Origin of the sequence: Solihabitans fulvus, assembly GCF_008386585.1 — a bacterium.
Lineage (GTDB): Bacteria > Actinomycetota > Actinomycetes > Mycobacteriales > Pseudonocardiaceae > Solihabitans > Solihabitans fulvus.
This window is the reverse complement of sequence record NZ_VUOB01000023.1, coordinates 40,113-64,856: the sequence shown is the minus strand read 5'-3', so window position 1 is coordinate 64,856 and position 24,744 is coordinate 40,113. Positions and strand designations below refer to the sequence as shown.

Sequence of the window (24,744 nt, the reverse complement as noted above, 5' to 3'; positions counted from 1 at the left end):
GGACATGAGCTGTGACACCAGCGGGCTGACATTCGACATCTCCGGTTCGGCGGCCCTGTTCTCCCAACTGGCCGGCGTGCTGGCGGCCTTCGCGTTCGGGGCCATCGCGCTGGTCCTGCCCGGCGAACACCGGGGTGCCGACAGGCGCAGCGACACCCCGGACTCGAGGCGGGAGCGGGCCGACGTGCACCTGCTGCTCGCGCTGGTGGCCACATTCGTGAGCCTGATCATCGCGACCATGCAGTTCGCGGCCTTGGCCGGGGAACGCGGTTGCGCGCTGTATCAAGGCCGGGCCGCCGCCGAGGAGTTTCTCGGCGGGGTGGCGTTCGCGTTCGCGGTGGTGATGCTGATGTACGCGATCGTGCAACTGGTCGCGCTGTCCCGGATAGCGGCCATCGGCGTGCACGCCAGGCTGATCGTGGTCGTGCTCGGCCCGGCATTGGCGACGCTGTTCATGCTGTCCGGGGCTGAGGACGTCGCCTCGGCCCCGTGGCGGCAGATCGAAGCCGGCCAGCTTCTCGTCGCCCAGAACACCGCCTTCCACCGGCAGATCTCCACCGTGGCCCTGCTGCTGCCTGCCGGGCAACTGGCCGTCTCCTTGCTGGCGTGGAGTTTCCGGCGACGGCTGGGCCGTTGGCTGCCGAGCAGCTTCTGGCCGCTGGCCCCGGTGCTGTTTCCCTACCTGTCCCTCGGCCTGGCCACAGCCGCCATCGTGCGGTCGATGACGTTGATCGCGAGTGTCCCGACTACCAGCCTCCCGCCCTGGGAAGTACTGAGCTGGCTGGCCGTGTGTTCCCTGGTGTTGCTGTGCCAGGTGATCGTGCTCGCCGTTGGGCCACCGCGCCGTGGGCGTCGGTGATCAACGCGCCGCCACGTCCACGAGAAACGGTTCGCAGGCAATAGGGCGTCGGCGGGAGTGTTCTGACACGTGCGGGTCAGTCGCCTGACCACCCATTGGGATGGTCTTCGCATGAGTAGCGATGGGTGCCTGCCTCGGCGGCGAGCTGTCGCACACACGGGAACCCCGTCACCGACGTCGCGGTGTTCGCCGGGCGAGGCCTGCCGGGGCGCGGGGGGCGAAAGACAGGCGTGCAGGAATGTGCTCGCGTGCCACCCAACCGTTCGAGTGGTGCGTGTTGTGGCTGGTCAGGCCGCGAGGAACGCTGAGTCCGCCCGCTCACCAACGAGTCGGGCGCACTGATCGGAGTTGCGATGTCCTCGCGTTTCCGTACGACGTCCATGGCCCTGGCCTTCGTCGCCTCCTGCGGTATGGCCCTGCTCGCCACCCCCGCCCACGCCACCTCACCGCAGGCGTCCCCCGCCCTCCACGGGGCAGCGGCCCCGGCGCACCGCATGGCGCTCAAGGTGAACAAGCACCCGATCCCCGACTCGGCATCACCGAGACCTCACAGATCATGGACCAGTACACCCAGGACGGCGAGCCCGTCGCCGTCAAGATCCACACGCTGAATCCGAAGGGGCCCGCAGCCAAGGCCGGACTGAAGCGGGCCGACTGGATCGAATACATCGACAGCACCGGCAAGTTTGAGAGCGGAACGTCCACCGACACTGCGGACGAACTCAACGCCGCCCTCGCCAAGCACAAGACCGGCGACGTCGTGAAGATCCAGGCCAACCGCAACGTTGAAGGCGACAAGTTTGTCTTCACCGTGACGATCGGCTGAGCGACCGCAGCCGCATCCGCCCCGCACGGACGCGGTCAAGGTCCGTGCGGGGCCGGCCAGATCCGCACACACAACCGACCCACCGGTCGAGGCCCGTGGCCGTTTCGGCGGCTCGCGGGGTCCTGCCCAGCCTCGGTGGCGCCGGGACTGGGCAGGACAGGGGCGATCAACTGTCGATGACGCTCTCCTGCTTGAGGGTCTTCAGCATGCTGGCCAGCTTCTTCTCGCAGAGGCTCATGACGGCCTTCTCGTCGTCGTAGCCAGGCTTGAGGCCGGTGGCGTACTTGGACTTGCCGGTCTTGAACGCGTTGAGGTACTCCGCCCTGAACCCTCGGCTATTACACAACTTCAAGCGGAACTCGTTCGTGTATTCGTAGTGGACGCTGTTGGTCGCCTGCTCGCGCGCGTAGTGGAACGGGTTCGTCGAGAACTTCATCGGTGACATCTGAATGGCCTGATCCAGCTCGTGCAGCGACTGGTCGCTGAATTGCTTCTTGTGGCAGAGGCCCTCGTCGACGCGCAGGGCCGACCCCTCGATGGACCCCCTATCGGCGGCGGTGAGCTCGGCCTCGTCGATGCCGTCCTCCACAGCGTCGTCGCTGGCGTCCGAACGCGCGGATGGGTGGCCCACCGCGTGCGCTGTCGCGGCCTGGGCCGGCAGCGCGCCGATCGCCAGCGCCAGCCCGACCGCTGACGCGGACAGGATGATTCAGCCGGCGTGGCCGCTGAGTGCGACCAGATCAGGCCCGTAGGCCAGCACGACGAGTCGTGCGCGGTCACGGGTGTGACGCGCCTCGGGCGAAATCGCAGTACGGGACGACCCGGCACCGGTGATCATCGCCGAGCTCCCATAGGTCGTGGACCAGGCGCACGGTGGTGTCGATCTCCGCGGCGGTTTCGGCGGGAAAGCCGAGGATGGCATAGCTCTTGACGTTGATCCCCCGTTCGGTCAGCCGCCGCACGACCGTGCGGGTCATGCTGGGGTCGATGCGCTTGTCGATCAGCTCCAGCATCCGCTCGCATCCCGGATGCGGCGGTTGCGGGCCGCTGGAAGGGGATCCCGGTATGGGCCCGGTGCAGCACCCGTTGGCCTGGATGGTCCAGGGAACTCAGTGCGTCACCCACCGCGCGTCGGTGAGTCCCGTATTTGCGCGCCAAACCACGGATCGACAGCTTCTCCATCCGGGAGTCCCGGCGGATGGCCGCGAACAATTCGACCTTCGTTGGTGGTGGCATGGCGTTGCCTCGATCACCCGAGCACGTCGATCCTGGCACCATCAACGCCCGGGTGGGGCCGACACTCGCCCGAGCGGCCTTCGGCGTAGTGCCGTAGCGGTGGGTTCTTCTGGAATTGGTGCCAGCTGGACCTTGTCTGCCCACGTGCTCGGTGATCGCAGTGGTCGGCACTCAGGTCGGGGCGGTGTGGTCAGGAGTCGATGCTGGCTAGGAGTGCGGCGGTGCGGGCTGCTTCGGGTACGCCGAGGCGTTGGTGAATGGCCAGGGCTTGACGCAGCAATGTGGTGGCACCGCTGGGGTCGGCGGCTAGGAGGCAGCGTGCCTGTCCGGCCAGGGCGTTGGCCTCGTGCAGGGCCCAGCCGCTGGAGTGCGCACGGGTGAGTGCCAGGTCAAAGTACGTCCGGGGATCGCCGGCGCCGGAGTGCGCCAGCGCCAGATCGCCTAGCGCGTTGTACGTCTCGGCCTCACCATCGGTGTCGCCGACATCAGTGAACAGGGCGAGTGCCTGGTTGAGAGATTCGATGGCAGCGTCGTAGTGCTGGGTCTGGTGTCGTGTGATGCCGAGGCCCAGCATCGTGGTGGCTTGGCCCTGCGGGTCGCCGAGGTCGGTGTACAGAGTGTCGGCGCGGGTGAGGCTATCCATCGCGGCACCAAAGTCACCCTGCGCATGCTGCACAAGGCCGAGTCGGGCGAGAGCGTGAGCTTGACCAAGCGGGTTGCCGAGGTCGGTGTACAGGGCGTAGGCGCGAGCGAGGCTTTCCATCGCCCCACCAAAGTCACCCCGCAGGCGCTGCACCACGCCGAGATTGGCGAGGGTATTTACTTGACCGAACTGGTTGCCGAGGTCGGTGTACAGGGCGTCGGCACGGGTGAGGCTATCCATCGCCGCACCAAAGTCACCCCGCTCGCGGTGCGCCACGCCGAGCAGGAGGACGGTGTTGGCTTGACCGAGCGGGTTGCCGAGGTCGGTGTACAGGGCGTAGGCGCGAGTGAGGCTATCCATCGCTCCACCAAAGTCACCCCGCACGCGCTGCACGTCACCGAGCTGGAGGACGGTGTTGGCTTGACCGAACTGGCTGCCGAGGTCGGTGTACAGGGCGTAGGCGCGAGTGAGGCTATCCATCGCTCCACCAGAGTCACCCCGCAGGCGCTGCACGTCACCAAGGTTGGTGAGGGCGCTGGCTTGACCGAGCGGGTTGCCGAGGTCGGTGTACAGGGCGTAGGCGCGGGTGAGGCTATCCATCGCCGCATCATTGTTGCCCCGCAGGCAATGCACGTCACCAAGGTTGGTGAGGGCGCTGGCTTGACCAAGTCGATCACCGGTGTGCTGGGCGGTGTCCAGCGCGGTCTGGTGGATACCCAGCGCGCGGTCCCAATGCCCCTGGGCACGCAGGAAACCGTGCAGAGCCGCTGCCAGATGCACGGCATGGGTGGTGTGGAGGGCGTGCTGCGCGGCGAGGTTGACCATGGAGGTGAGGGTGGTGACCTCGGTGTTCAGCCAGGTGCGTGCGTGCTGGGCGTCGCTGATCGGGTACGGATGGTCAGGAGCGATCGGAGCGACCGACACCAACGGCAAATGCCGAGTGGGCAGATGACCCGTGGCGGTGTGGGCGGTGTGCAGGTAATACTCCAGCACCCTCGCAGTGGCCCGGCCACAGTCGTCGGGGTCGAGGTCAACCGCGTGGTTGCGGGCGTGGGCACGCAGCAGGTCGTGCAACTGATACCGGCCGGGAGTGGTCTCCTGGATCAGGTGATCCGCGTGCAGGGCATCCAGTGCATGGTCGGCGGCGGTGGGGGTGGTGCCGGCGAGGGCGGCGGTGGCGTGGGCGTCGAGGTCGGGGCCGGGGTGCACGCCACCGAGCAGGAGGAACAGGCGTTGACGGTCGGCGGGCAGTTCGCGCAGGGACAGGTCGAAGGCGGCGGCGACGCTGCGGTCGTCGGTGGCCAGCTCGGTCAGGATGCGGTGCTCTGCGCGCAGTCGGGTGGCCAGGTGGTCGGTGGTCCAGGCGGGGCGGCTGCGCAGGCGGGCTGAGGCGATCCGGATCGCCAACGGCAGGTACCCGCACAGCCGCACCACCTCCGCGACAGCCTCCGGCTCCGCCGCGACGCGGGCAGCTCCGGCGACACGACCGAACAGGTCGACCGCGTCCTGTTCCGGCAGCACGTCCAGCGAGAGGGTCTGCGCGGTCTCCAGGTCGCCCAAGCGCCGGCGGCTGGTCACCAGCACCAGACACCCCGGTGAGCCGGGCAGCAGCGGCCGGACCTGGTTGGCACTGACGGCGTTGTCCAACACCACGACCGCCCGACGGTCGGCCAGTTCGGCACGCCAGCGGGCCGCGCGCTGATCCAGGTCGGTGGGAATCTGCTGGCCGGACACGCCCAGCGCCCGCAGCAGGCTGTCCAGGGCGGTGAGCGGCGTGGTGGCGTCGTGTTCGGTGGTGTGGCCGTGCAGGTCGATGAACAACTGGGCGTCGGGGTACCGGTCGGTGAGGTGGTGGGCCGCGTGCACGGCGAGGGTGGTTTTGCCGACGCCGGCCATGCCGTCGATCGCCTCGATCACCACGGCCGCCTGTCCCCCGTCTGCGGGGATCTCCGCGAGCAGCCGGTCCATCTCGGTAGTGCGGCCAGTGAAATCGGCGATGTCGCCGGGCAGATCGTTGCGCGGGGCAGACGGCGCGGGACGCGGGGTGTCCAGGGTGGCGTCGTTGGCGAGGATCCGTTGGTGCAGCCGCGCCAACGCCGCGCTGGGGTCAATGCCCAGCTCGTTGGCGAGGTGGTCGCGAAGCTCGGTGAACACGGTCAACGCTTCGGCGCGTCGACCGGATCTGTGCAAGGCCAGCATCAACTGGCCGCGCGGGCGTTCCCGCACCGGGTGCCGCGCGGTCAGTTCCTGCAACTCGACGACCACTTCAGCATGTCGCCCCAGGGCAAGGTCGGCGTCGACGCGGTCTTCCAGCGCGGCCAGCCGCTCCTCTGCCAACCGAACGGCCTGGGCCTGGAAGTAGGTACCTGGCAGCCCTGCCAGGGCGTCGCCGCGCCACAGCCCCAGCGCTGTAGAAAATGCCGCTGCCGCTGTGTCGTCGTGCCCGTCAGCGGCCACGTCACGGCCGCGCTGCACGTGCTCGCGGAAGGCATCCAAGTCCAACTCGCCAGGCTCGACCTGCAGCCGGTAGCCGGACGAGAACGACAGCCGCTGGCCCCCGTCGGGTTCGACGGCGGCCAGCGCGGCCCGGAGCCGGAACACGTAGGTCTGCACCGCCGCCTCGCTGTTGGGCGGGGGCGCCTCACCCCACAGGACTTCGCTGAGCTGGTCGACCGTGACCACTCGGTTGGCGTGCAGCAACAGGACGGCCAGCAGTGCGGGTTGCCGTTGCCCCGGCAGACGAGCCTGACCGCTGGATCCATGGGCCTCCAGCGGCCCCAGAACACGAAACTCCACTCCAACCCCCTGCGGGTTCTGCCGGATTGGCTGGGGAATCGCTCTCCTGCGCCACCTGCCGGCCACGACCTGATCCCCTGGTGGTGGATGTGCCGCCTGCGATCCCCGCGTCAGTGTCGCGGGCTGTGAGGCGCGACAGGGCGAGGCCAACGAGACGCCACCCCGTCGGAGTAGCCGCAGACGAAGATCAGTGGATTGCCCTGAGCCCCATGGGGAATGGCGCCGGGGCACCTGGCTCGCTCCGGTCAGCCACTCAAGCCCGGAATGAGTAGCAACGCGGATACCGGTGCGGCGATGGGCCGGCGAGGATTCCCCCGTGGCTGATGTCGACGTGTTGCGAGCTGAGCGGTCAGGAGCACGTGACCGCCGTCCCCGGGACCGCCGTCGCATGTCGAAGCCCGCCGGTGCCGATACCCATTTCGCGGGCGACTTCCTTGCCGGTATGCCAACGAGGCGCACGCCTGGCCCGTGGCGCGGGCTCCGGTTGTCGGCCGGTCTCATGCTGGCCTGCGTCCCGCTGTCGCTGCTCCTCATGGGATTCACCGACATCACCGCGTCCCACGACGGGAGCAGGAACCTCAGCACGGTCAATCTGGTGTTGGGGTTTCTGCCGTTGGTCGCCGTGGGGCTCGGCATCCTGCTCACCGTGGCCGGCGGCGGCCTCGCCGCCCGCCGGGGAACACCCACTCTGCCGTGGCTCGTGGCCTCCTGGTCCGTGTTCCTGGTGTCTGTCGTGCCTGCCGTGATCGTCATCGGGCGGGGCTGGTAGGGCGCAATCCCTGTCCGTCACACGGCCTCGGCCGGCGGCTACCGCCCGCTCTGACGGTCCGTCCAGGCCGCCAGCACCTCAGCCTCGCGCTCCGGCATGATCCCCAACTCCCCCGCCCGTTCGTGGCCCACCGGCGCGTCGCCCGTCAACCACTCCCACGTGTCCCGCACCGTCTCCGCCAGTGACCTGGTGACCAGCCCGGCCGCGCGGGCGCGGGAGGCGTCCACGGCCCACGTGCCGGGGTAGGCGCGCCACAGCGGCAGCTCGGTCCACTGCCGAAGGCCTTGGGACACAAGGAATTCGTCCGACGCCCACACCAGTTCCGTACCCGTCGGGGGCTCGACGACGCGCGCGCACGCGTCGAGGAGGTCGCCGAAAGTCTCCGTGCCGGGGCCTGTCACGTTGAACACTCCTGGTGTCCCGGCGGCGCAGCGGAGCGCGAACGCGGCCACGTCACGGACGTCGATTGGCTGGATCCCGCGAAGCGGGTCGCCGGGAGCGAGGACTCGACCGCCGCGCCGCACGCGCCGCAGCCACCACGACAACCGGCCGACGTAGTCGTGCGGGCCGAGGATGACACCCGCCCGCAGGACGGCAACCCGATCCGCGCCGAACGTGCTGGTGACGGCTCGCTCGCAGCCGGCCTTGCCGAAGCCATAGGTGGACGGGCCGGGGTCGCCGTTGTGTCCGGGGTTCGGTCCGGCGTCGGGTGCGCAGTCCAGCGTGGCGGAGTCCTCGGTCAGCGGCTCGATCGGCCAGCCCGCGTAGGCGGAGAGGGTGGAGACCAGCACATACCGCTCGACCACCGGCTCCAGCGCGCGGGCCACGGCCAGCGTTTCCCGTGGCGTATATGCCAGGTTGTCCACCACGGCGTCGAACGGTCCTGCCTCGGCCAGGGCCGCCACGGCGGCCGGGTCGGCGTAGTCGCCGCGGACGGTGGTCACGCCGGCCGGGTCGGCCCCGGACTCGACGCGGCCACGGCGGAACGTGGTCACGTCCCATCCTGCGGTCAGCGCGGCGTCGGTGACGGCGCGGCCGAGGAACCAGGAGGAACCGAGAACGAGCAGGCGACGGGGCATGGTCCACATCTTGCCGAGGGCGGGTGCCCGTTGAAAGGCACAAGATCCACCGGAGTCGTCTTCAACACCGCACCACGCGTTGTACCTACTGGTATGTACACTGACTCCGTGACGTACACGGCGGACCGCCTCATCGAAAGCACCCGCGAGCTGTTGTGGGAGCGCGGGTATGTCGGCACCAGCCCGAAGGCCATCCAGCAGCGGGCCGGGGTCGGCCAGGGCAGCATGTACCACCACTTCGACGGCAAGCCCGACCTGGCGCTGGCCGCGATCAGCCGCACCGCCGAGGAGATGCTCGCGGCGGCCGAAGGGCAGTTCACCGCGCCCGGCACCTCGGTCGAGCGGATCGCCGCCTATCTGCGGCGCGAGCGGGACGTGCTCAAGGGCTGTCCCATCGGCCGGCTCACCCAGGACCCCGACGTGATGGCCGATCCGGTCCTGCGCCGCCCGGTCGAGCAGACCTTCACCGCGATGCGCGGCAGGCTCGCCGAGGTGCTCGCCGAGGGCCGCGACCGGGGCGAACTGACCGACACGCTCGACCCCGCCGCCACCGCCTCCACCATCGTCGCGGTGCTCCAGGGCGGCTATGTGCTGGCCCGCGCCGCCGACTCCACGGCGCCGTTCGACCAGGCCGTCGACGGCGTGCTCGGACTGCTCGCCGCCCAGACCCGCTGAGCCAGGAATCACCCAGCAGAGCCAGGAATCGCCGAGGAGCGCGCCACACCATGCACGTCACGCGTACGCAGGCCCCGACCGCCGCAGCACCGACCGAATGGCTGACCGGGCCCGCCTGGATCGACGAGATCAGCGGCCCGGCCGAGCCGTCCCGGGTGCGGGTCGACAGCGTCCACTTCGCCCCCGGCACACGCACGGTGTGGCACAGCCACCCGCTCGGCCAGGTCCTGTACGTCACCGAGGGCACCGGGCTGGTTCAGCGGCGCGGCGGGCCGGTGGAGACGATCCGCGCGGGCGACAGCGTGCGCGTCGCCGCCGGCGAGTGGCACTGGCACGGCGCAGGGCCGACCACTTTCATGACCCACCTGGCCATCCAGGAGGTCGCCGAGGACGGCACCGAGGCGGAGCGCGGCGAACCCGTGACCGACGCCGAGTACCTGGCCGGCTGATCGAGGAACGGACGCATCCCATGTACGCCATGCAGTACGCCTTCACCCTGCCGGCCGACTACGACACGCGGCAGCTCCGCGAGCGCGTCGGGGCCGCCGTGCACTCCCTGGACGACCGCGCCGGCCTCGGCCTCAAGGCGTACCTCTTTCGCGACCGGGGCGTCGACGGCTCGCCGGTCAACGAGTACGCCTGCGTGTACCTGTGGAACGACACCGCGTCCATGAGCGATTTCTTGGTCACCGGCAGCGGCCGGTTCCAGAACATCATCCGCTTCTTCGGCCGCCCGAGCGTCGACCACTGGACCGGCATCGCCGCCGTGGCCGGGCCCGCCAGGGCCGCCGCGCCGAAGGCGGCCTCGCGGCGGCTCACCGCACTGCCGACCGACGCCGACGACACCGGGCTCGGCCTGGCCGCCAGGATCGAGCGGGAGACCGAGGAACTGGCGAAGCTGGCTCGACGCGAGGACGTGCACACCGCCGCCCTCGCCGTCGATCCGCGCGACTGGCGGCTGCTGCGGTTCGTCCTGTGGGCGGACGCGGTCCCGCCGGAGGAGGACGCGACGGAGCGGTACGAGGTGCTGCACGTGTCCACACCGGAGTTGGCCGAGCTTCGATAGCGTTGCGCGGTAAGTATGATCGTGAACCCTATGTCTGGTGTGGGTGGCGCATGCGGCCGTCTACGGCGGTCAGCAGGAACACGTCGCGCTCGACGGACTTAAGGCCGAGCGCGTCGGCCAGCGACCGCAGCGTGGCCACCGTGAGGCCGCCGTGGTCGCCGGACTCCAGTCGGCGCAAGGCACGCACGGAAACCCCGGAGCTTACCGCCAACTGCTCCTGCGTCAGCCCCGCACGCCTCCGCTCCCCGTAGAACATCGCACGGATCCACTCCTGCACGCCCTGCGCGCTGAACCCTTCCTCCATGTCCGCGCTTTCTCCGAATCCGGGCGTCTGGTGGAGGAGTCGCGGGCGGTCGTCTGCGGCGGCCAGCAGGAACGTGTCGCGTTCGGCGGGCGCCAGGTCCAGCGCCGTTGCCAGCAACCGCAGTGTGGCCACCGTGAGGCCGCCTCGTGCGCCGGTCTCCAGCCCGAGAATGGCGCGCGGGGACACCCCGGAGCGTTCCGCCAGCTGCTCCTGCGTCAGCGTTTCCCGCTCCCGCGCCCACTGGAGCAGCGCACCGAACTCCAACGCCCCTGTCGGATCCAGCCCGAAACCGGCCGTCCGGCGGAACCGGGCGCGTTCGGCGGGCTCCAGGCCCAGCGCCTCGGCCAGTAACCGCAGCGTGCTCAGCCGGGGGGTGGATTCGCCGGTCTCCAGCCGGCGGATGGTGCGCCCAGATAATCCACAGCGCCCCGCGAGCTGATTCTGCGTCAGCGCCCGCCGCTCCCGCGCCCGCCGCAGCAGCTCGCCGAACCTCTCCGCCTCCTCGGTGCCACCCTGGCCAGACTGAGGTCCCGGCTGCGGATTGGTGTTCCCCGGCGAGCCGCCCCAGGAACTGGCTTGGCCAACGGCCTTCCCGCCGTCCCCCGCGCTCGCCTCGTCCACCCTGGCTTCCTCTCCCGCCAGCGCAAATGCCCCGGAACGACCCGCTAGGACCGCAAGGACAGGAACGTGAACCGGCCACATATGGCGGGTGTTTGTCCGGTCTTTTTTTTGCCGGGCTTCAACTCCGAGCACCATGTCGCGAGGCCAAGCGCCGAGGTCATCGCCCCCAGCCAGACGAAATGCGCCACCGACAGCTGCCCGGTGTATGCCGCCAGAGCGCCGAACGTTGGGCCAGCGGACGCCAAAACCCCCATCACGGGCGCAGGAGGCCGACGCAGCTTCACTTGGCCAGTGTGTCAGATCACCACGTCACCACGCGCGGAATCGGCGCGGGTGTCGAGTACCCGGCGCTCCAGCAATCGAGCCCCGCTACCCGGCGTCGCGCGGCGGCAGCACCGCTGCGGGAGGCTCCCGGCTAGGCGGTCGCGCCGAGCAGGCGGCGCAGCTGGGTCAGCAGTTCGCCTCGGCTGGTGCAGCCGAGGCGCTGGCGCATCCGTGCCATGTGGTGTTCCACGGTCTTGGCGGAGATGAACAGGCGGTCGCCGATCTGCTTGTAGGTCAACCCGGACAGCACGAGTTCGGCGACCTCCCGCTCGCGGTCGCTGAGCCTCGTCGCGGCGAGGTCGTCGGTGGGGGCCGCGGCGCGCGCGGCCCTGTGCTCGTCGGCCGGGGTCGCCTGCGCGGCCCGGCCGGTCGCCTTGCCCTGCAACAGCCGCGCGCAGTCCAGCAGGCTCACCATCGCGGCACGGTCGGACGTGCGGATCGCCGCCTGTCCGGCCAGCCGCGCGCCGTCCCACCACAGGCCGACGCCGTGCAGCCCGCGCGCGGCGTCCTCCACCCGCGCGGGGTCGACATCGCCGCCGACCACGGCGATCCAGCTGTCGGCGGCGGCGGAGATGACCGCGCCGTAACGACTGTGGCCCGCGCAGGCGGTCAGCGCCCGCGCGTGTTCGGCCGCCGCGTCGGGCTGCTCGGCGATGATCGCGGCGTGCAGTCCGGCCCAGTGCAGGGTCGTCGCCCACAGCGGCGCGCCGCCGAGCCGCGTCACCAGGTCGAGCGCCTCGTGCAGGTGCGGCGCGAGGCGGTCCTGGTCGCGCAGGCGGGCGGCCACGATGACGAACTCGCCGAGCGGCAGCAGGGTGAACAGGTCGACCGGGTGCCGCATGACGGCCTCGCACGCGGCGCCCCAGGTGCGGTGCAGCGCGGCAAGGTCGCTGGTGCGGCGGGCCAGGCCGAGTTCGAGCGCGGTCGCGAACAGCCAGTCGCGCGGGCAGAGCGTCGGGGTCTTCGCGGTGGCCGAGGTGAGGAAGTCCCGTGCCGCCACGGTGTTTCCGCGCACCATGGCGATCCAGCCGAGCAGCAGCAGGTGCCGGACGGACATCAGCGGGCCGCCGGTGTTGGCCGCGACCGCGCGCTGGAGCACGGATTCGGCGATGCTCAGCTCGCCGCAGTGCACGGCGACGACGGCGGCCAGCGCGGCCGGGCTGTCGGGCAGCAGCGCCGCCCTGCCTGCGGGCTCCAGCAGCGCGGCCGACCGGAGCAGCGCGGACAGCGCGGTGGTCGCCGATCCGGTGACCGAGTCGTGAATCCCTTGCGACATCAGGGATGCCGCGCCGGCGAGCAGGGTCGGCGGCCCGTCGTCCGCCGAAGTCTCGGCGAGTTTCGCCGCGCTGTCGGGATGTCCGGTGCCGAGCAGGCCGACCGCGGCGAACGCGCGGGCGGAGTCCGTGCCGGCCCACCGGTACAGCTCTGCGCTGCGGCCGAGCTGTCCGCAGTGCGCGAGGGCGGCGGCGGCGACGTTCGCGCCGGCCGCCCGGTCCACCGGGTCCGGCGCGGCGATCAGCTGGTCGGCCAGCCGCAGCGCCGCGTCGAGGTCGCCGGACAGCGCGGCCGCGCCCGCCCAGCCGACCTTCACGGCCGAGGGTGGCTCGCCAGCCGCGACGGCAGCGGCGAACAGCCGCGCGGACAGCGCCGGTTCGTCCGGCAGCGCCTCGCGGGCCGCGACGTGGAAGACGGTGGCCACGCTGCCGCCGCTCGCGCCGCTGTCCAGCAGGGAGCTGGCAAGGCCGAGGACGGGCGCGCCTCGGTCGAGCTGGAGTTCGGCGAGCCGCTGCCGGACGCCGATCCGTTGTTCGGCCGGGATGAGCGCGGCGACCGCGCGCCGGCCGATCGGCAGCAGCGTGCCGTCGTTGCCGAGCAGCCCGGTCGCCCGGCAGGCCTGCATGACGTCGCTGACGGCGTCCTGGTCCCGGCTGAGGAGCTGGCCGAGCAGGTCGATGTGCAGGCCGACCCCTGCCTCGACCGCGAGCAGCAGCCGCTGCGCGTCCGGGTCGAGCCGGTCGAGGTCGGGGCCGAACGCGGCGATCGCGGCGGGCGGGAGGTGCGCGGCGGGCTCACCGGACGGGTCGAGCGCGGCGACGACGCGGTCCAGAAACCCTGGCACGCCACCGGTTTGGCCGCGCAGGAACTCCACGACGGCCGGGCCGGGCGGCAGGTGCAGCCGCGCGGCGAGGAAGTCCTCGGTCTGCTGGTGGTCGAGCGGCCTTGGTAGCAGCGGCGGACGGGTGCGGCTCAGCGCCGCCGTCAGCTCGGTCAGCGCGGCGGGCCTCGGCCACGGCCGGCAGGCCACGGCGATCCGCAGGCGTCGCGTGTCCACGAGTCCGCGCAGCTCGTCCAGCGTCGCGTCGTCGAGCAGGTGCGCGTCGTCGACCAGCAGCGCGGCGTCGTCGTCGGCTGCGGCCACCGCGTCCGCGAGGGACTCGAGCACCGGCACGCCGGCACCGCGGTAGACCTCGCCGAGCTCACGCAGGAACGTGGTCTTGCCGTGCCCGCCCGGCGCGAGGACGGCGACGCGCAGCGGGGCGAACGGGTCGGCCGCGATCTCGTCGACCAGTCCCCTTGCGGTCGCGTCGAGGATGGCCCGGGTCATGGTGCGCTGGCTCAACGGCCGCTGTCCTTGGTCTGGGAGGACTGCGCCGACGATGGCTGGATCGACGACGACAGCATCGACGGGTCCGCGACGGGGGTCTCCGGCGCCGTGTTCAGCACGGGCTTGGCCGGCCCGGCGCCGGACGTGCCGGCCGGCGACTGCTTGGGCGAGGTGCCGGCCTGGAAGAAGATCGTGAGCGCGACGCCCGCGACGACCAGCACCGCGCCGATCGCCTTCAGCGCGGCAGGCCGCACGCCGGGCACGAGCCGCGCAAGCGACCGCTTCTCCGGCAAGTCGAGCGGGGTGAGTTCGAAGGAGGGGCGCGGCGGCGGCACGTCCAGCTCGTCGTCGGGCCGCCGGACGAGCTCGGGCAGGTGCGGCGGCTCGGCCTCGACCACGGCCGGCAGCACGGTGGTCGGCTCGGCCGGCAGCGGCAGCGCGGCGCGCCCACCAGCCGACCTGGCCAGGCGGCAGGCGGCGAGGGCAGCCCCGCGCGCCACGGTGCCCTCGGGGGCGGCCTCGACGGCGACCCGGCAGGACAGCCGCGCGGCCACCAGCTCCGCGATCAGCGGGATGTTGGCCGAGCCGCCGACCAGCACGACGACGCGGGGCCGCGTCGCGGCGGCGCGCACGGTGCGCAGCAGCTGCGCCACGGTCGTGTCCACGGCGGGCCGGATCAGCTCCTCGAACTCGATCCTGGTGATGGTCAGGTCGGCGCGCAGTCCGGGCAGGTGGACGGGGATCGTCGCGGTGGGGGCCGTGGACAGGGCCTCCTTCGCCTCGACGCACCGGTCCCGCAGGTCGGCGGCGGCGAGCAGGGCCTGCGGGTCGGCGGGGTCGAGCGCGTCGATGGCGCGGCCGAACTCGCCGCGCAGCCGCTCGAACACGACGTCGTCGAACTGCGCCCCGCCGAGGTCGTCGGCGCTCTCCGCGCTCGCGACCAGCTCGAACGCGCCGCTCTCGGTCCGCAGCACCACCGAGGACTCGAACGGCCCGCCGCCGAGCCGGTAGCTGGCGACGGTGTCGCCGGACTCGACGCGGTCGCGGACGGTGAGGCTCTCGGCCGCCGCGATCGGCTCGGGCAGCAGGGTCGCGCCGCCGAGGCCGACCCGCCGCAGCGCCTCGTGCAGCAGGCCCCTGCGGTAGCCGCCCCAGCCCGCGCGGTGGGTGACGACGACGTGGTCGGCCGCGCCGCCCTCCCGCTCCGCGACCCGGTCGGCGATCCACCGGACGAACGCGGCGGTTAGGTCCTGGGCGGTGTCGCCGGTGGCCGCGGCGACGTCGTCGCCGACGCGACGGCTGAAGCCGCGCACGATCCGCTCGGGTTCGGCGAGGGACAGCCGTTCCGCGTCCTCGCCGACCAGGGCCGAGCCGTCGGCGGCGAGGTGCAGCACCGAGGGGACGGTGGCGGAGCCGACGCCGAGCCGGACGTCCTCCACGTCACCCCAGGTGGAGCCGCGCCGTCTGCTGACGGCAGCGCTCGCACGGCTGGTGCCCACGTCGACCCCGAGGACGTACGGCATACAGGTGATTCCTCCAGGTTTCGCTTGCGTCGCGCCGGTCGCATACCCAATCGGACCTCACCCGTCAGAGTGATGCCCGTGGACCCGATGTTCGTACCAGGGGTCGGCTCCCGAGGGGAACCTAGGTTTCCCGGATCCCAAAATCCCCTAATCCCCTAACGGGTGAGATCCCCTCACCCCATAGGGGAACGGATCCAAACTCGGAGTAATCCCCGATGTCCTGTCGCGGCGACCCGCCGTAGCGTCCCTACCTGCACTGGACCGGCACACGTCCAGCCCTCCCCCCACCGGCACGACTTCCTCAGGAGTAATTCCCCGATGGTCAACTCGGACCAGACCCTGCACGGCTTCGTCCTCAACCTGCTGAGCGACCCGCAGGCGCTGTCGGCCTTCCAACTCGACCCGGAGGGCACCCTCCACCACGCGGGTCTGAGCGACATCAGCGCCGAGGACGTCCAGGAGGTCATCCCGCTGGTTGTCGACTACGCGCCGGTGCACGGCCTCGGCGGCCTCGACCACGCGCTCGGCGACCTGCACGTCGACACGCTCCAGGCCGGCCACTCCGGAGCCGTCGCGCACCTCACCTTCGTCACCAAGGCGCTCAGCGGCCAGCTGCCCAGCCCCGAGTTCCGGGTCGGCGGTGTGGCGCACTTCGGTGACCACACCCATGGCTTCGACGCTGCCGGCGGGGTCAGGACTCCGCTCGGCCATGCCAGCGGGGTCGTCGGGTTCACTCCCGGCCACGGCCTGCACGCCGGCTTCGAGGCGGCGGGCGACGTGACCGACACGCTGGACTCCGGCGCGTTCGGCACTGCGGCCTCCACCGTCACCAGCGCGCTGGCCAACCCGACCGGCACCGCGCAGACCGTCACCAACGCCGTGACCGGCGCCACCGACATCGCGGCCGGCGCGCTGACCAACCCGGCGTCGGCGTTCAACGCGCTGGCCAGCCAGGTCGGCCCGCTCGGCGCCGTCACGCCGTTCGGCGTGCCGAGCCTGCCCGCCGCCGCGCTGCCCGCGCACCTGCCCACCGAGCTGCCGAGCAACCTCCCGGTGCACCTGCCGGCCGGCGTGCCCGCCCTGCCCGCCGACCCCGGCCAGGCGCTCCAGGCCGCGCAGCACGCCGCGAACGACGCCCTCAGCCACGCCCAGCACGGCTCGGTCACCGACCTGGTGACCAGCCACCTGCCGGTCGGGCACCTCCCGACCGACCCGACGCAGCTCGTCCACGACGTCACCTCGACCGTGACCGGCGTCGTCGGCCAGACCGGCCTCGGGGACGCCGTCGCGCACAGCCCCGTCGCCGACGTGGTCAACCACAGCCCGGTCGCGGACGTCGTCAGCCACAGCCCGGTCGGCGACTCGGCCAGCGCCTCCCCGGTCGGCACCGTGAACAGCGACGCGCACGCCGGTCTCGTCGACCACACCGTGCACGGCGTCCTCGGCGTTGACCTGCACCTCGGCCTCTAAGACCCCGTGGCGAAGGAGTCGGGTCCGCCTCCCTGGACGGGCCCGACTCCTGTCTGGCAGGGAAACGCACTGTTACACCTGAACGGGTTAAGACGGCACACTGACCGGGTGACAGCACCGCCCTGGCTCGAACTCCTGGACGACACGATCAGGGCATGCGCCGCGCACGCGCGCCCCGACCTCGCCCAACGGCTGCGCCGGCAGCGGGCGAGACTCCTCGATCCCGCGCTGCACATCCTGGTCATCGGCGAGTCCGGCCAGGGCAAGAGCCAGCTGATCAACGCGCTGGTGAACGCGCCGGTGTGTCCGGTCGGCGACGACCTGACCACCACGGTCCCCACCTTCGTGCGGCACGCCGAGTCGCCGGGCGCCACGCTCGTGCTCGACCCGGCCGCCCTCACGCCGAGAACCGCCACCGGGGCACTGCCCGCGCTGCGCCGGGTGCCGGTGCCCATCGACGAGATCCCCCGCCAGGTCGGCCGCAGGTCCGGCGCGCACCGCGACGCCGAGCTGGTCAGCGCCGAGATCGGCATCCCGCGCAAGCTGCTCGCCGCCGGGCTCGTCCTGATCGACACCCCGGCCTCCGGCCACCCGCACACCAGGCCGGCCGTCGACAGCCTCGCCGCGCTCGACCAAGCCGACGCCGTGCTGCTGGTCTCGGACGCGACGCACGAGCTGTCGGACACCGAGCTGACGCTGCTCCGCCGGGTCGCCGCGACCTGCCCGAACATCCTCGTGGTGCTCAGCAAGATCGACCTGTCGCCGAGGTGGCGGCAGGTCGCCGAGCGGAACCGGGCGCGGCTGGACAGCAACGGACTGCCCGTCACGCTGGTGCCCGCGTCGGCGACGCTGCGGCTGGAGGCCACCCGCACCGGCGACGCCGCGCTCAACCAGGAGTCGGGCTTCCCCAACCTGATCGGCCTGCTGCATCAGGAGATGACGGGCAAACCGGACGTGCTGGCGCGCCGGTCGGTCGCCGTCGTCGGTGGTTCGGCGCTCGCGCAGCTCGTGGTGACCCTGCGCGAGCAGCAGGCCGCCTCGGACTCCTCGCCAGCCTCCGCCGCGCTCGCGGACCGGGGCGACGTGCAGCGCGCGATCGACGAGCTGCGGCGGCGCTCCACCCGGTGGCAGACCATGCTGGCCGACGACATGGCCGACCTGGTGTCCGACGTCGAACACGACATGCGCGACCGCACCCGCAAGATCCTCCGCGAGGTCGACCGGGTCTTCGACGACGCCGACCCCGTGCTGTCCTGGGACGCGTTCGAGGACTGGCTGGCCGAGCACCTCGCGGACGCCGCCGACACGAACTTCGCCTGGCTGGTCGAGCGGTCCCGGTGGATCGCCGACCGGCTCGCGCAGTACTTCCCCGGCCGCCCCGGCGGCGAGACGTCGGCGGCGCGGCTGGTGTTCCCCGAGGACCTGACCGGCGGTGTCGGCGCGCTGGAACGGCCGCGCCTCGAGCGGTTCACCGCAGGACAGAAGGCGTTCACCGCGCTGCGCAACTCCTACGGCGGTGTGCTGATGTTCGGCCTGATCACCAGCCTCGCCGGGATGCCGCTGCTGAACGCGATCTCGCTCGGGGCCGGCGCGGCGTTCGGCGGCAAGGGCATCAAGGACGAGGCGGACAGCAGGCTCAAGCGACGCCAGGCGGCGGCGAAGGCCGCGGCGCAGCGGCACGTCGACGACTTCTTCCTGGCCGTCAGCAAGGACAGCAGGGACACCATCCGGCGAGTGCAGCGCACGCTGCGCGACCACTTCACCGCGCTGGCCGAGGAACTGCAACAGGCGCTCGTCGAGGCGGCCACCGAGGCGCGCAGGGCGGCGCTGACCGAGGCGGCGCAGCAGGAACGGCGGCAGCGCCAGGCGCAGCAGGGTGTCGCCGAGCTTGTCGCGCTGCACCAACGGGTCCAGTCGCTGGCGGGCCAGCAGGCCGCGCCGCAGCACCACGGCAGCCTGGAGATCTCCGCGTGACGCTGGACGAGGCGGTGTGGGGCGCGCTGAACGAGGCCGCGGCGCTCTACCGGGGGAACCCGAGGGCGACGAACTGGCTCGGTCACCAGCTGGAGCGGTTCGCCGAGCCGGTGCGGATTGCCGTTGCGGGCCAACAGAAGTCGGGCAAGTCGACGCTGGTCAACGCCATCGTCGGCGAGCAGATCGCGCCGATCGAGCTGTCCGACGGCACACAGGTGCCGACCTGGTACCGGGACGGCGCTCCGCCGAGGGCCAGCCTGGTCACCCGCAACGGCGCGGCGCAGGACGTGCCGGTGGACCGGGTGGACCGGCGGCTGCGCATCGACCTGCGGTCCTGGCCGCCGCCGCAGGTCGAGCGGATCTCGGTGGACTGGCCGAGCCGGGCGCTGCGCGGCGCGACCCTGATCGACACGCCGGCCTGCCCGCCGAGCGCGGCGGAGCGGCTGGCGCGCGAGGCGGACGCCGTGCTGTACCTGACCAGGCACCTGCACGGCACGGACACCCAGTCGCTGGAGTCGTTGCAGCATCCGCCGTTGGCGTCGGCCGGGCCGGTGAACGCGATCCTGGTGCTGTCGCACGCGGACGAGCTCGGCGCGAGCCGGATCGACGCGCTCAGCGCGGCCAAGCGGGTCGCCCGCCGCTACCGCGCCGACGTGCAGGTGAGCCCGTTGTGCCAGAACGTCGTCGCGGTGGCCGGGCTGCTCGCGCACACGGCGAGAACGTTGCGGGAGCACGAGTTCGGCGCGCTGAGCGCGTTGGCCGGCACACCCCGTGCCGCGCTGGACGGCGCGCTGCTGTCCGCGGATCGCTTCGCCGGCACCGATTTTCCCGCCGCGGTGTCGCAGGAGATCCGGCAGGAGCTGCTGAACCGGTTCGGCGTGTTCGGCGTGCGGCTGGCCGTCACGCTGATCCGCACCGGGTGCCACAACCAGGCCGCGCTCACCGCGGAACTGGTGCAGCGCAGCGGACTCGCCGAACTGCGCGAGTCGATCGGCCAGTGCTTCACCGAGCGGCGCGAGGTGCTCAAGGCGCGTTCGGCGTTGCTGGCGCTGGAGGACGTGCTGCGGATGGAGCCGCACCCTGGCGCGGCCAGGCTGACCGCGCACCTGGAACGGGTCCTGGCCAGCGCGCACGAGTTCCGCGAGCTGCGGCTGACGGCCGCGCTCCAGTGCGGCAGGACCACGCTGCCCGACGGTCTCGACCTGGAGGCGCAGCGGCTGCTCGGGGCCGCCGGCACGGGCGTGCACGCGCGGCTCGGGGTGGCCGAGGCGGCGACCGGGTCGGAACTGCGGCAGCTCGCGGTAGACGTGGTGGACCGCTGGCGGGTGCAGGCGGAGAACCCCCTGTTCACCGCGCGGCAGCGGCAGGCGGCGGCCACGGTGGTGCGCAGCTGCGAGGGGATGGTGGCGCGGCTGGTCGCCGAGCGTGGCTAGGCATCCCCGCTGGACGAATCGGACGAACGCCGTGCATGATCGGCCGGTGACCGCCCCGGAGACCGTCGTCGAACGCCAGCTCGCCGCGTACAACAGCCATGATCTCGACGCCTTCGCGGCGACGTACGCCGCCGACGTGCGCGTCAACCGCCGCGACGGCAGCCACTTCCTCGGGCGCGACGCCCTGCGGCAGCGATACGCCGAGCAGTTCGCGCTGGGTCGGTGCCGGGCCGAGATCGTCGGACGCCTCACCGAGGGAGATTGGGTGGTGGATCACGAGATCGCCCACGGCCTCGCGGACGACCCCCTCCGGGTGCTGGTCGCCTACCGGGTCCGCGACGGCCTGATCGACCGCGTCGACTTCCTCGGCTGACGCCCCCGAACGGACGTGACACGCACGGAACGGCCGGCAGCGGCGCGGTCCGGGCCTTCGTGGCCTTCGCCACGTCGGTGTCGGCCGCCAGAGCACCGCCTTCTCAGCGCCGTCTCAGGATCGGCCGCCCAGAATCTCGATCATGAGGTCGCGTGACATGACGAGGCGTCCCGGCTGGCCCGGATATGCCGCCGCCGTATGGGGTTTCGCGTTCGCCGTGCCGAGTTTCTACTGGGCGCTCGGCGGCGTGACCGGGGCGTCGTCCACCGTCGCGCCCGCGCTCGTCCAGCTTGCGCGGGACCGGGACCCGGCGTTCCTCACGGTGCTGTGGGTGACCGGCGCGCTCAAGGTCGTCGGCGGACTGCTCGGCCTCGCCCTCGCGCGCCGCCGCGCGTGGGGGCTGGGCATGAGCCGCCTCCTCCAGTTCCTGGCCTGGGGCGCTGGCGTGCTGCTGGTCTGGCACGGCGCGCTGTTCGTCGGGCAGGGCCTGCTGATGCAGGCGCACGTGATCGACCTCGACCCGGCGTTGCAGCCGATCAACCGCTGGTACACCTACCTGTGGGGCCCGTGGTTCCTGGCCGGCGGGGTCGCTCTCGTGCTCGCCGCGCGGGCCCGGTTCGACCGGACCGATCGCCGGGGTGCGACGATCGCGGGTGCGGTCGGCGGCCTCGGCGCGCTGCTCCTGTCGGCGGCCGCGCTGGTGCTCGGCGTGGGTTAGGTCGTATCCCGCGCGCCGCCCGTCGCGGTCAGCCAGCGGCCGGGTCGTCGTGGTCGGCCGGCCCGCTCGCGCCGAGCAGTTCGGTGGCCGACCGGTGGATCTTCGTCAGCGCGCTCATCAGGTGCTCGCGTTCGGCGTCGGTGAGGTCGGCGGTGACCGCGTCCTCCATCCGCCGCCGTTCCGACTCGACCGGGCCTTGCAGCGCGCGGCCGGCATCGGTGAGCCAGAGCCGGACGAGGCGGTTGTCCCGGTCGTCGCGGACCCGGGTGAGCAGGCCGGCCGCGGTCATCCTGGTCGCCATCTTGACGACGGTCGGCGTCGTGACGTGCAGCGCGGCGGCGACCTCGCCGGGGGTGCTGCCGTCGCGCTCCCACAGGGCCGCGAGCAGGACGTTCTGCCCGACGTGCAGCCCGTGCCGCCGCATGGCCTCGTCGGCGAGGGCACGCAGCGCCTTTCCGGTCCTGCCGTGCAGGTCGAGGAACTCGGGCACCGCGGGCCTCCCGGTGTCGTGCGGAACCGGCCGATCCGGCCTTCGACGGATCGCCCCGGACAGATCGATTGACGGCTAATCATTTCCCGGCTAACGTTCTTCCGGTAATCGTTAGACGGCAAACGACCTCAGGAAGCCTAATGATACTGATCACCGGAGCCACCGGGCACATCGGCCGCGAACTCAGCCGCGAGCTCGACGACCGGGCCGTCCCCTTCCGCGTCCTCGTCCGGGATCCCGCCCGCGCCACCGCCCTGCCCGCACGCGCCGAACGCGTGGTCGGCGACCTCGACGATCCGGCGACGCTGGCCCCCGCACTCGACGGCGTCGACGCGCTGTTCCTGCTCACCCCGGGCATCGGCACCGACCAGGCCGCCGACATCGTCGCCGCGGCGAAGGCCGCCGGGGTGCGCCGCATCGTGCACCTGTCCTCCAGCAACGTGCTCGGCGACCCGATGCCCGCCATGGGCCGCTGGCACCACGAGCGCGAGGAGATCGTCCGCGCCGCCGGCATCCCGGCCACCGTCCTGCGGCCAGGCGGCTTCATGACCAACGCACTGGAGTGGGTGCCGACCATCCTGGCCGGCGGCTTCGTCCTCGACCCGGTCGGCCCCGGCCGATACGCGCCGATCGACCCGGCGGACATCGCTGCGGTCGCCGCACTCGCCCTGACCGAACCGGGCCACCAGGACAAGGAGTACGTCCTCACCGGCGACGAGCCGCTGACCGTCACCGAGCAGGTCGCGATCCTCGCCGGGGCGATCGGCCGCGACCTGGAGGTCCGCGAGGTGGCCACCCCTGAGGAGGCCGTCCGGTCCCGGTTCCCCAACGGCGCGCCGCCCGCGCTCGCCGCCGCCATCACCGAGGGGTTCGCGCTCATGCGCGCCGACACGATCGGCCTCCGCACGGACACGGTGGCGCGGCTGCTCAGCCGCCGGCCGACGACATTTGCCGAGTGGTGCGCCCGCAACGCCGCTGGTTTCCCGACTGTTGCAGTGTGACGCAACGGGGTCTGTCGCTTCCGGTCCGTAGCGTTGATCATGGTTCCTGGACGTGACCATCACCAGGGAGGCGACCATGACCGCGTCGACGACCGGCTCCCGCGCGCCGGGGATGCCGTGCTGGATCGACCTTCCGTGCACGCGCCCCGGCGCGACGCGGCAGTTCTACACCGAGCTGTTCGGCTGGCGGTACGAGACGAAGCCCGACATCGCCGGCGGCGACTACACCTTCGCCCTGCTGGGCGACCAGCCGGTCGCGGGCCTCTACACCGCCCCGCACGGCCATCCCTCACAGTGGCGGATCTACCTGACCACTCCCGACGTCCTGGCCGTCGCCGCGCGCCTGCCCCGGCTCGGCGCGCAGGTGCTCACCGGCCCGCTCACGCTCCCGGGCCACGGCACCATGCTGGTCGTGCGGCATCCCGGCGGCGCATGCATCTCGCTGTGGCAGGCCGCCGCCGAGTGGCCGTTCCTGACGGGCGTGCCCGGCTCGTTCATCTGGGCCGAGCTGAGCACGCGGGACGGCCGAGGCGCCGACCACTTCTTCCGCGACCTGTTCGGCTACGAGCAGGAACAGCTCGGCGACGTCCGGCACTTCGACTACAGCGTCTGGTCGCTCGACGGTCAGGTCGTGCTCGGCCGGATCAGGATGGGCCACGCCGTGCCTGGCACGATCCCGCCGCACTGGCTGACGCACCTGGTGGTCGACCCGGACGTCGGCACCGACGACACCGCGCTGCACGCGGCCAGGATCGGCGGCCGCATCCGCGTTCGCCCCTACGACACGGAGTTCGGCCGGATCGCCGTCCTCGACGACCCGTCGCACGCCACCTTCGCCATCATCGACCCGACGCAGGCGATCATCGACGACGGCAGCGCCGAGGTGGACGACCCCAACGACGACTGAGGATCGCCGCCCTGTCACGGCAGGGCCGGCGGGCTATCTCACCGAACTCGGCGAGTCCACTGTGGACTGTCGGGCGCGCAGTTCCGCGACAAATCCGACGCGTCGTACATTCGCGTCGCGATCCGCCCTGTCGAAACCGAGAACGACGAACAGGCGCCGGCGCAGTTCGTCGCCGTCGAGCACCCGGACCCGCCGCCCGCGCTCGGCCACCGGCTCGGCGGCCCGGCGGCCCCTAGCAGCCCGTTCCGTGTGATCACACCTCGCACTCCGCCGCGAAAATCGTTGAATTCACAAAGCGAGAATTCGACGACAATGACGGTGGTATTCATTTGCCGACGCGCGGTTCGACAACAATCCCACCCGGCTCGCCGAACCGCATGAAACCACCTTGGGCATACTCCCGAGCGCCGATCATCAGCACGAGCGGCGCGTTGCGTCAACGATTCAGTATGCGCCGAGGCGCGCCGGCGGTCAGCACGGCGCCTACCGCACCGGGGTCGACGTTGCCGGTCCGCGCGGCGGTCGGCCCGCCGGCCACCGGGGCGACCGAACGGGCACCCCCACCCGACCGAAGGGGCGATCAGCCGGATCCCGGTCCGGATCCGCCGTCGTGCTCACCGGATCTTTACGCAGGTAGATCGGGTCCTCACAGTCGGATGATCCCACCGTTGACCTGACGACGCCCAGATCCGTCAGGTACCGCCGAAAGCATCAACATCGTACGATCAAATGCTGCCCCTTTCGGAGCATAAACGTCGCCGCTAGGCGCTGATCGGGTGAACGCCTCGCCGAACAGATGTATTTTCCACAGCAAGGAAGACCTATCCGACAGTCCGCCCCCCAACAGTGTTTCCTATGGCCTAGCCCCCTTGTTACAGGTTAGACAAAATGTCCCTTCCTATTCAGGGGACGCTGAGTTAGATTCACTCCTAGTGAGGCTCGAAGCTCGGACGACCGCCCAGCACAGGCGCCGTTCGACCGGGGCACTGGGGGCGTCATCGTGCGAGAAACAACGCGGCCTGTGGGTCGCGGCACACGGCTGCTCGAAACCG

At 71.6% G+C, this 24,744-nt stretch carries 22 protein-coding genes; 13 read left to right on the top strand and 9 right to left on the bottom strand.

The annotated features are described in order from the left end of the window. Positions 1-4: 4 nt before the first annotated feature. Both F0L68_RS14755 and F0L68_RS42360 read left to right on the top strand, forming a co-directional pair. Positions 5-859, top strand: coding sequence for a hypothetical protein (locus F0L68_RS14755; protein ID WP_149850120.1), 855 nt, complete (start codon positions 5-7; stop codon positions 857-859). Between the two features lie 556 nt (positions 860-1,415). Further along, complete coding sequence (locus F0L68_RS42360) at positions 1,416-1,685, top strand: PDZ domain-containing protein (RefSeq protein WP_188316586.1); 270 nt, start codon at positions 1,416-1,418, stop codon at positions 1,683-1,685. 166 nt (positions 1,686-1,851) lie between these two features. Here F0L68_RS42360 and F0L68_RS14745 read toward each other — a convergent pair whose 3' ends face one another. The 3 genes from F0L68_RS14745 to F0L68_RS14735 all read right to left on the bottom strand — a co-directional run bounded on the left by F0L68_RS14745 (position 1,852) and on the right by F0L68_RS14735 (position 6,360). Continuing rightward, complete coding sequence (locus tag F0L68_RS14745) at positions 1,852-2,274, bottom strand: hypothetical protein (RefSeq protein ID WP_149850118.1); 423 nt, start codon at positions 2,272-2,274, stop codon at positions 1,852-1,854. A 187-nt stretch (positions 2,275-2,461) separates the two neighbouring features. Beyond that, positions 2,462-2,698 carry a hypothetical protein gene (locus tag F0L68_RS14740; protein ID WP_188316585.1) on the bottom strand — a complete coding sequence of 79 codons (237 nt, stop codon included), beginning with the start codon at positions 2,696-2,698 and terminating at the stop codon, positions 2,462-2,464. A 413-nt stretch (positions 2,699-3,111) separates the two neighbouring features. After that, positions 3,112-6,360: an AfsR/SARP family transcriptional regulator gene (locus F0L68_RS14735; RefSeq protein WP_188316584.1), complete on the bottom strand. Its 3,249-nt coding sequence runs from the start codon at positions 6,358-6,360 to the stop codon at positions 3,112-3,114. Positions 6,361-6,748: 388 nt separating this feature from the next. Between F0L68_RS14735 and F0L68_RS42355 the strand changes: the two genes are divergently transcribed. Continuing rightward, positions 6,749-7,129 (top strand): hypothetical protein, encoded by a 381-nt coding sequence (locus tag F0L68_RS42355; RefSeq protein ID WP_188316583.1) that lies wholly within the window; start codon positions 6,749-6,751, stop codon positions 7,127-7,129. Between the two features lie 38 nt (positions 7,130-7,167). On the opposite strand, the gene F0L68_RS14730 is transcribed toward F0L68_RS42355, so the two are convergent. Then, positions 7,168-8,208, bottom strand: coding sequence for an NAD-dependent epimerase/dehydratase family protein (locus F0L68_RS14730; protein WP_149850116.1), 1,041 nt, complete (start codon positions 8,206-8,208; stop codon positions 7,168-7,170). A 93-nt stretch (positions 8,209-8,301) separates the two neighbouring features. On the opposite strand from F0L68_RS14730, the gene F0L68_RS14725 reads away from it, so the two are divergent. From F0L68_RS14725 to F0L68_RS14715, 3 genes are read left to right on the top strand one after another with little or no spacing between them, the layout of a single operon-like run. Continuing rightward, positions 8,302-8,883, top strand: coding sequence for a TetR/AcrR family transcriptional regulator (locus F0L68_RS14725; protein ID WP_149850115.1), 582 nt, complete (start codon positions 8,302-8,304; stop codon positions 8,881-8,883). A gap of 50 nt (positions 8,884-8,933) precedes the next feature. Continuing rightward, on the top strand, positions 8,934-9,332 hold the full coding sequence (locus F0L68_RS14720) for a (R)-mandelonitrile lyase (protein WP_149850114.1): 399 nt from the start codon (positions 8,934-8,936) through the stop codon (positions 9,330-9,332). Between the two features lie 20 nt (positions 9,333-9,352). After that, positions 9,353-9,949, top strand: coding sequence for a DUF4865 family protein (locus F0L68_RS14715; RefSeq protein WP_149850113.1), 597 nt, complete (start codon positions 9,353-9,355; stop codon positions 9,947-9,949). A 28-nt stretch (positions 9,950-9,977) separates the two neighbouring features. On the opposite strand, the gene F0L68_RS43520 is transcribed toward F0L68_RS14715, so the two are convergent. The 3 genes from F0L68_RS43520 to F0L68_RS14690 all read right to left on the bottom strand — a co-directional run bounded on the left by F0L68_RS43520 (position 9,978) and on the right by F0L68_RS14690 (position 15,326). Next, a complete protein-coding gene (locus F0L68_RS43520; protein WP_223198798.1) occupies positions 9,978-10,874 on the bottom strand; it encodes a helix-turn-helix domain-containing protein in 897 nt (298 codons plus the stop codon). A gap of 415 nt (positions 10,875-11,289) precedes the next feature. Continuing rightward, positions 11,290-13,803: a helix-turn-helix transcriptional regulator gene (locus tag F0L68_RS14695; protein ID WP_149850177.1), complete on the bottom strand. Its 2,514-nt coding sequence runs from the start codon at positions 13,801-13,803 to the stop codon at positions 11,290-11,292. An 11-nt stretch (positions 13,804-13,814) separates the two neighbouring features. Continuing rightward, on the bottom strand, positions 13,815-15,326 hold the full coding sequence (locus tag F0L68_RS14690; protein WP_149850112.1) for an Hsp70 family protein: 1,512 nt from the start codon (positions 15,324-15,326) through the stop codon (positions 13,815-13,817). 318 nt (positions 15,327-15,644) lie between these two features. Here F0L68_RS14690 and F0L68_RS14685 point away from each other — a divergent pair, with 318 nt between their 5' ends. The 5 genes from F0L68_RS14685 (at position 15,645) to F0L68_RS14665 (ending at position 21,294) form a co-directional block, all read left to right on the top strand. After that, complete coding sequence (locus tag F0L68_RS14685; RefSeq protein ID WP_149850111.1) at positions 15,645-16,796, top strand: IniB N-terminal domain-containing protein; 1,152 nt, start codon at positions 15,645-15,647, stop codon at positions 16,794-16,796. A gap of 108 nt (positions 16,797-16,904) precedes the next feature. Then, positions 16,905-18,770, top strand: a complete 1,866-nt coding sequence (locus tag F0L68_RS14680) for a dynamin family protein (RefSeq protein WP_149850110.1) — start codon at positions 16,905-16,907, stop codon at positions 18,768-18,770. Continuing rightward, positions 18,767-20,203, top strand: coding sequence for a dynamin family protein (locus F0L68_RS14675; protein ID WP_149850109.1), 1,437 nt, complete (start codon positions 18,767-18,769; stop codon positions 20,201-20,203). Before F0L68_RS14680 ends, F0L68_RS14675 begins: the two co-directional genes overlap by 4 nt. A gap of 46 nt (positions 20,204-20,249) precedes the next feature. After that, positions 20,250-20,576, top strand: coding sequence for a nuclear transport factor 2 family protein (locus F0L68_RS14670; RefSeq protein ID WP_149850108.1), 327 nt, complete (start codon positions 20,250-20,252; stop codon positions 20,574-20,576). A 157-nt stretch (positions 20,577-20,733) separates the two neighbouring features. Beyond that, complete coding sequence (locus F0L68_RS14665) at positions 20,734-21,294, top strand: DUF3995 domain-containing protein (protein ID WP_223198797.1); 561 nt, start codon at positions 20,734-20,736, stop codon at positions 21,292-21,294. A gap of 28 nt (positions 21,295-21,322) precedes the next feature. On the opposite strand, the gene F0L68_RS14660 is transcribed toward F0L68_RS14665, so the two are convergent. Next, positions 21,323-21,784: a MarR family winged helix-turn-helix transcriptional regulator gene (locus F0L68_RS14660; protein ID WP_149850106.1), complete on the bottom strand. Its 462-nt coding sequence runs from the start codon at positions 21,782-21,784 to the stop codon at positions 21,323-21,325. A 140-nt stretch (positions 21,785-21,924) separates the two neighbouring features. Between F0L68_RS14660 and F0L68_RS14655 the strand changes: the two genes are divergently transcribed. Together F0L68_RS14655 and F0L68_RS14650 are read left to right on the top strand one after the other, a co-directional pair. Beyond that, entirely contained in the window at positions 21,925-22,785 is an 861-nt protein-coding gene (locus F0L68_RS14655) for an NAD(P)H-binding protein (RefSeq protein WP_149850105.1), read from the top strand. Between the two features lie 52 nt (positions 22,786-22,837). After that, positions 22,838-23,692, top strand: a complete 855-nt coding sequence (locus tag F0L68_RS14650; protein WP_149850104.1) for a VOC family protein — start codon at positions 22,838-22,840, stop codon at positions 23,690-23,692. 33 nt (positions 23,693-23,725) lie between these two features. Here F0L68_RS14650 and F0L68_RS14645 read toward each other — a convergent pair whose 3' ends face one another. After that, entirely contained in the window at positions 23,726-23,902 is a 177-nt protein-coding gene (locus F0L68_RS14645) for an adenylyl-sulfate kinase (RefSeq protein WP_223198796.1), read from the bottom strand. Positions 23,903-24,744 lie beyond the last annotated feature (842 nt).

Bases quoted from the DNA above. Each gene is read 5' to 3' on its own strand.
- F0L68_RS14755 (WP_149850120.1), top strand. From the start codon at position 5: ATGAGCTGTGACACCAGCGGGCTGACATTCGACATCTCCGGTTCGGCG.
- F0L68_RS42360 (WP_188316586.1), top strand. From the start codon at position 1,416: ATGGACCAGTACACCCAGGACGGCGAGCCCGTCGCCGTCAAGATCCAC.
- F0L68_RS14740 (WP_188316585.1), bottom strand. From the start codon at position 2,698: ATGCTGGAGCTGATCGACAAGCGCATCGACCCCAGCATGACCCGCACG.
- F0L68_RS42355 (WP_188316583.1), top strand. From the start codon at position 6,749: ATGTCGAAGCCCGCCGGTGCCGATACCCATTTCGCGGGCGACTTCCTT.
- F0L68_RS14730 (WP_149850116.1), bottom strand. From the start codon at position 8,208: ATGCCCCGTCGCCTGCTCGTTCTCGGTTCCTCCTGGTTCCTCGGCCGC.
- F0L68_RS14725 (WP_149850115.1), top strand. From the start codon at position 8,302: ATGTACACTGACTCCGTGACGTACACGGCGGACCGCCTCATCGAAAGC.
- F0L68_RS14720 (WP_149850114.1), top strand. From the start codon at position 8,934: ATGCACGTCACGCGTACGCAGGCCCCGACCGCCGCAGCACCGACCGAA.
- F0L68_RS14715 (WP_149850113.1), top strand. From the start codon at position 9,353: ATGTACGCCATGCAGTACGCCTTCACCCTGCCGGCCGACTACGACACG.
- F0L68_RS14695 (WP_149850177.1), bottom strand. From the start codon at position 13,803: ATGACCCGGGCCATCCTCGACGCGACCGCAAGGGGACTGGTCGACGAG.
- F0L68_RS14690 (WP_149850112.1), bottom strand. From the start codon at position 15,326: ATGCCGTACGTCCTCGGGGTCGACGTGGGCACCAGCCGTGCGAGCGCT.
- F0L68_RS14685 (WP_149850111.1), top strand. From the start codon at position 15,645: ATGGTCAACTCGGACCAGACCCTGCACGGCTTCGTCCTCAACCTGCTG.
- F0L68_RS14665 (WP_223198797.1), top strand. From the start codon at position 20,734: ATGACGAGGCGTCCCGGCTGGCCCGGATATGCCGCCGCCGTATGGGGT.
- F0L68_RS14655 (WP_149850105.1), top strand. From the start codon at position 21,925: ATGATACTGATCACCGGAGCCACCGGGCACATCGGCCGCGAACTCAGC.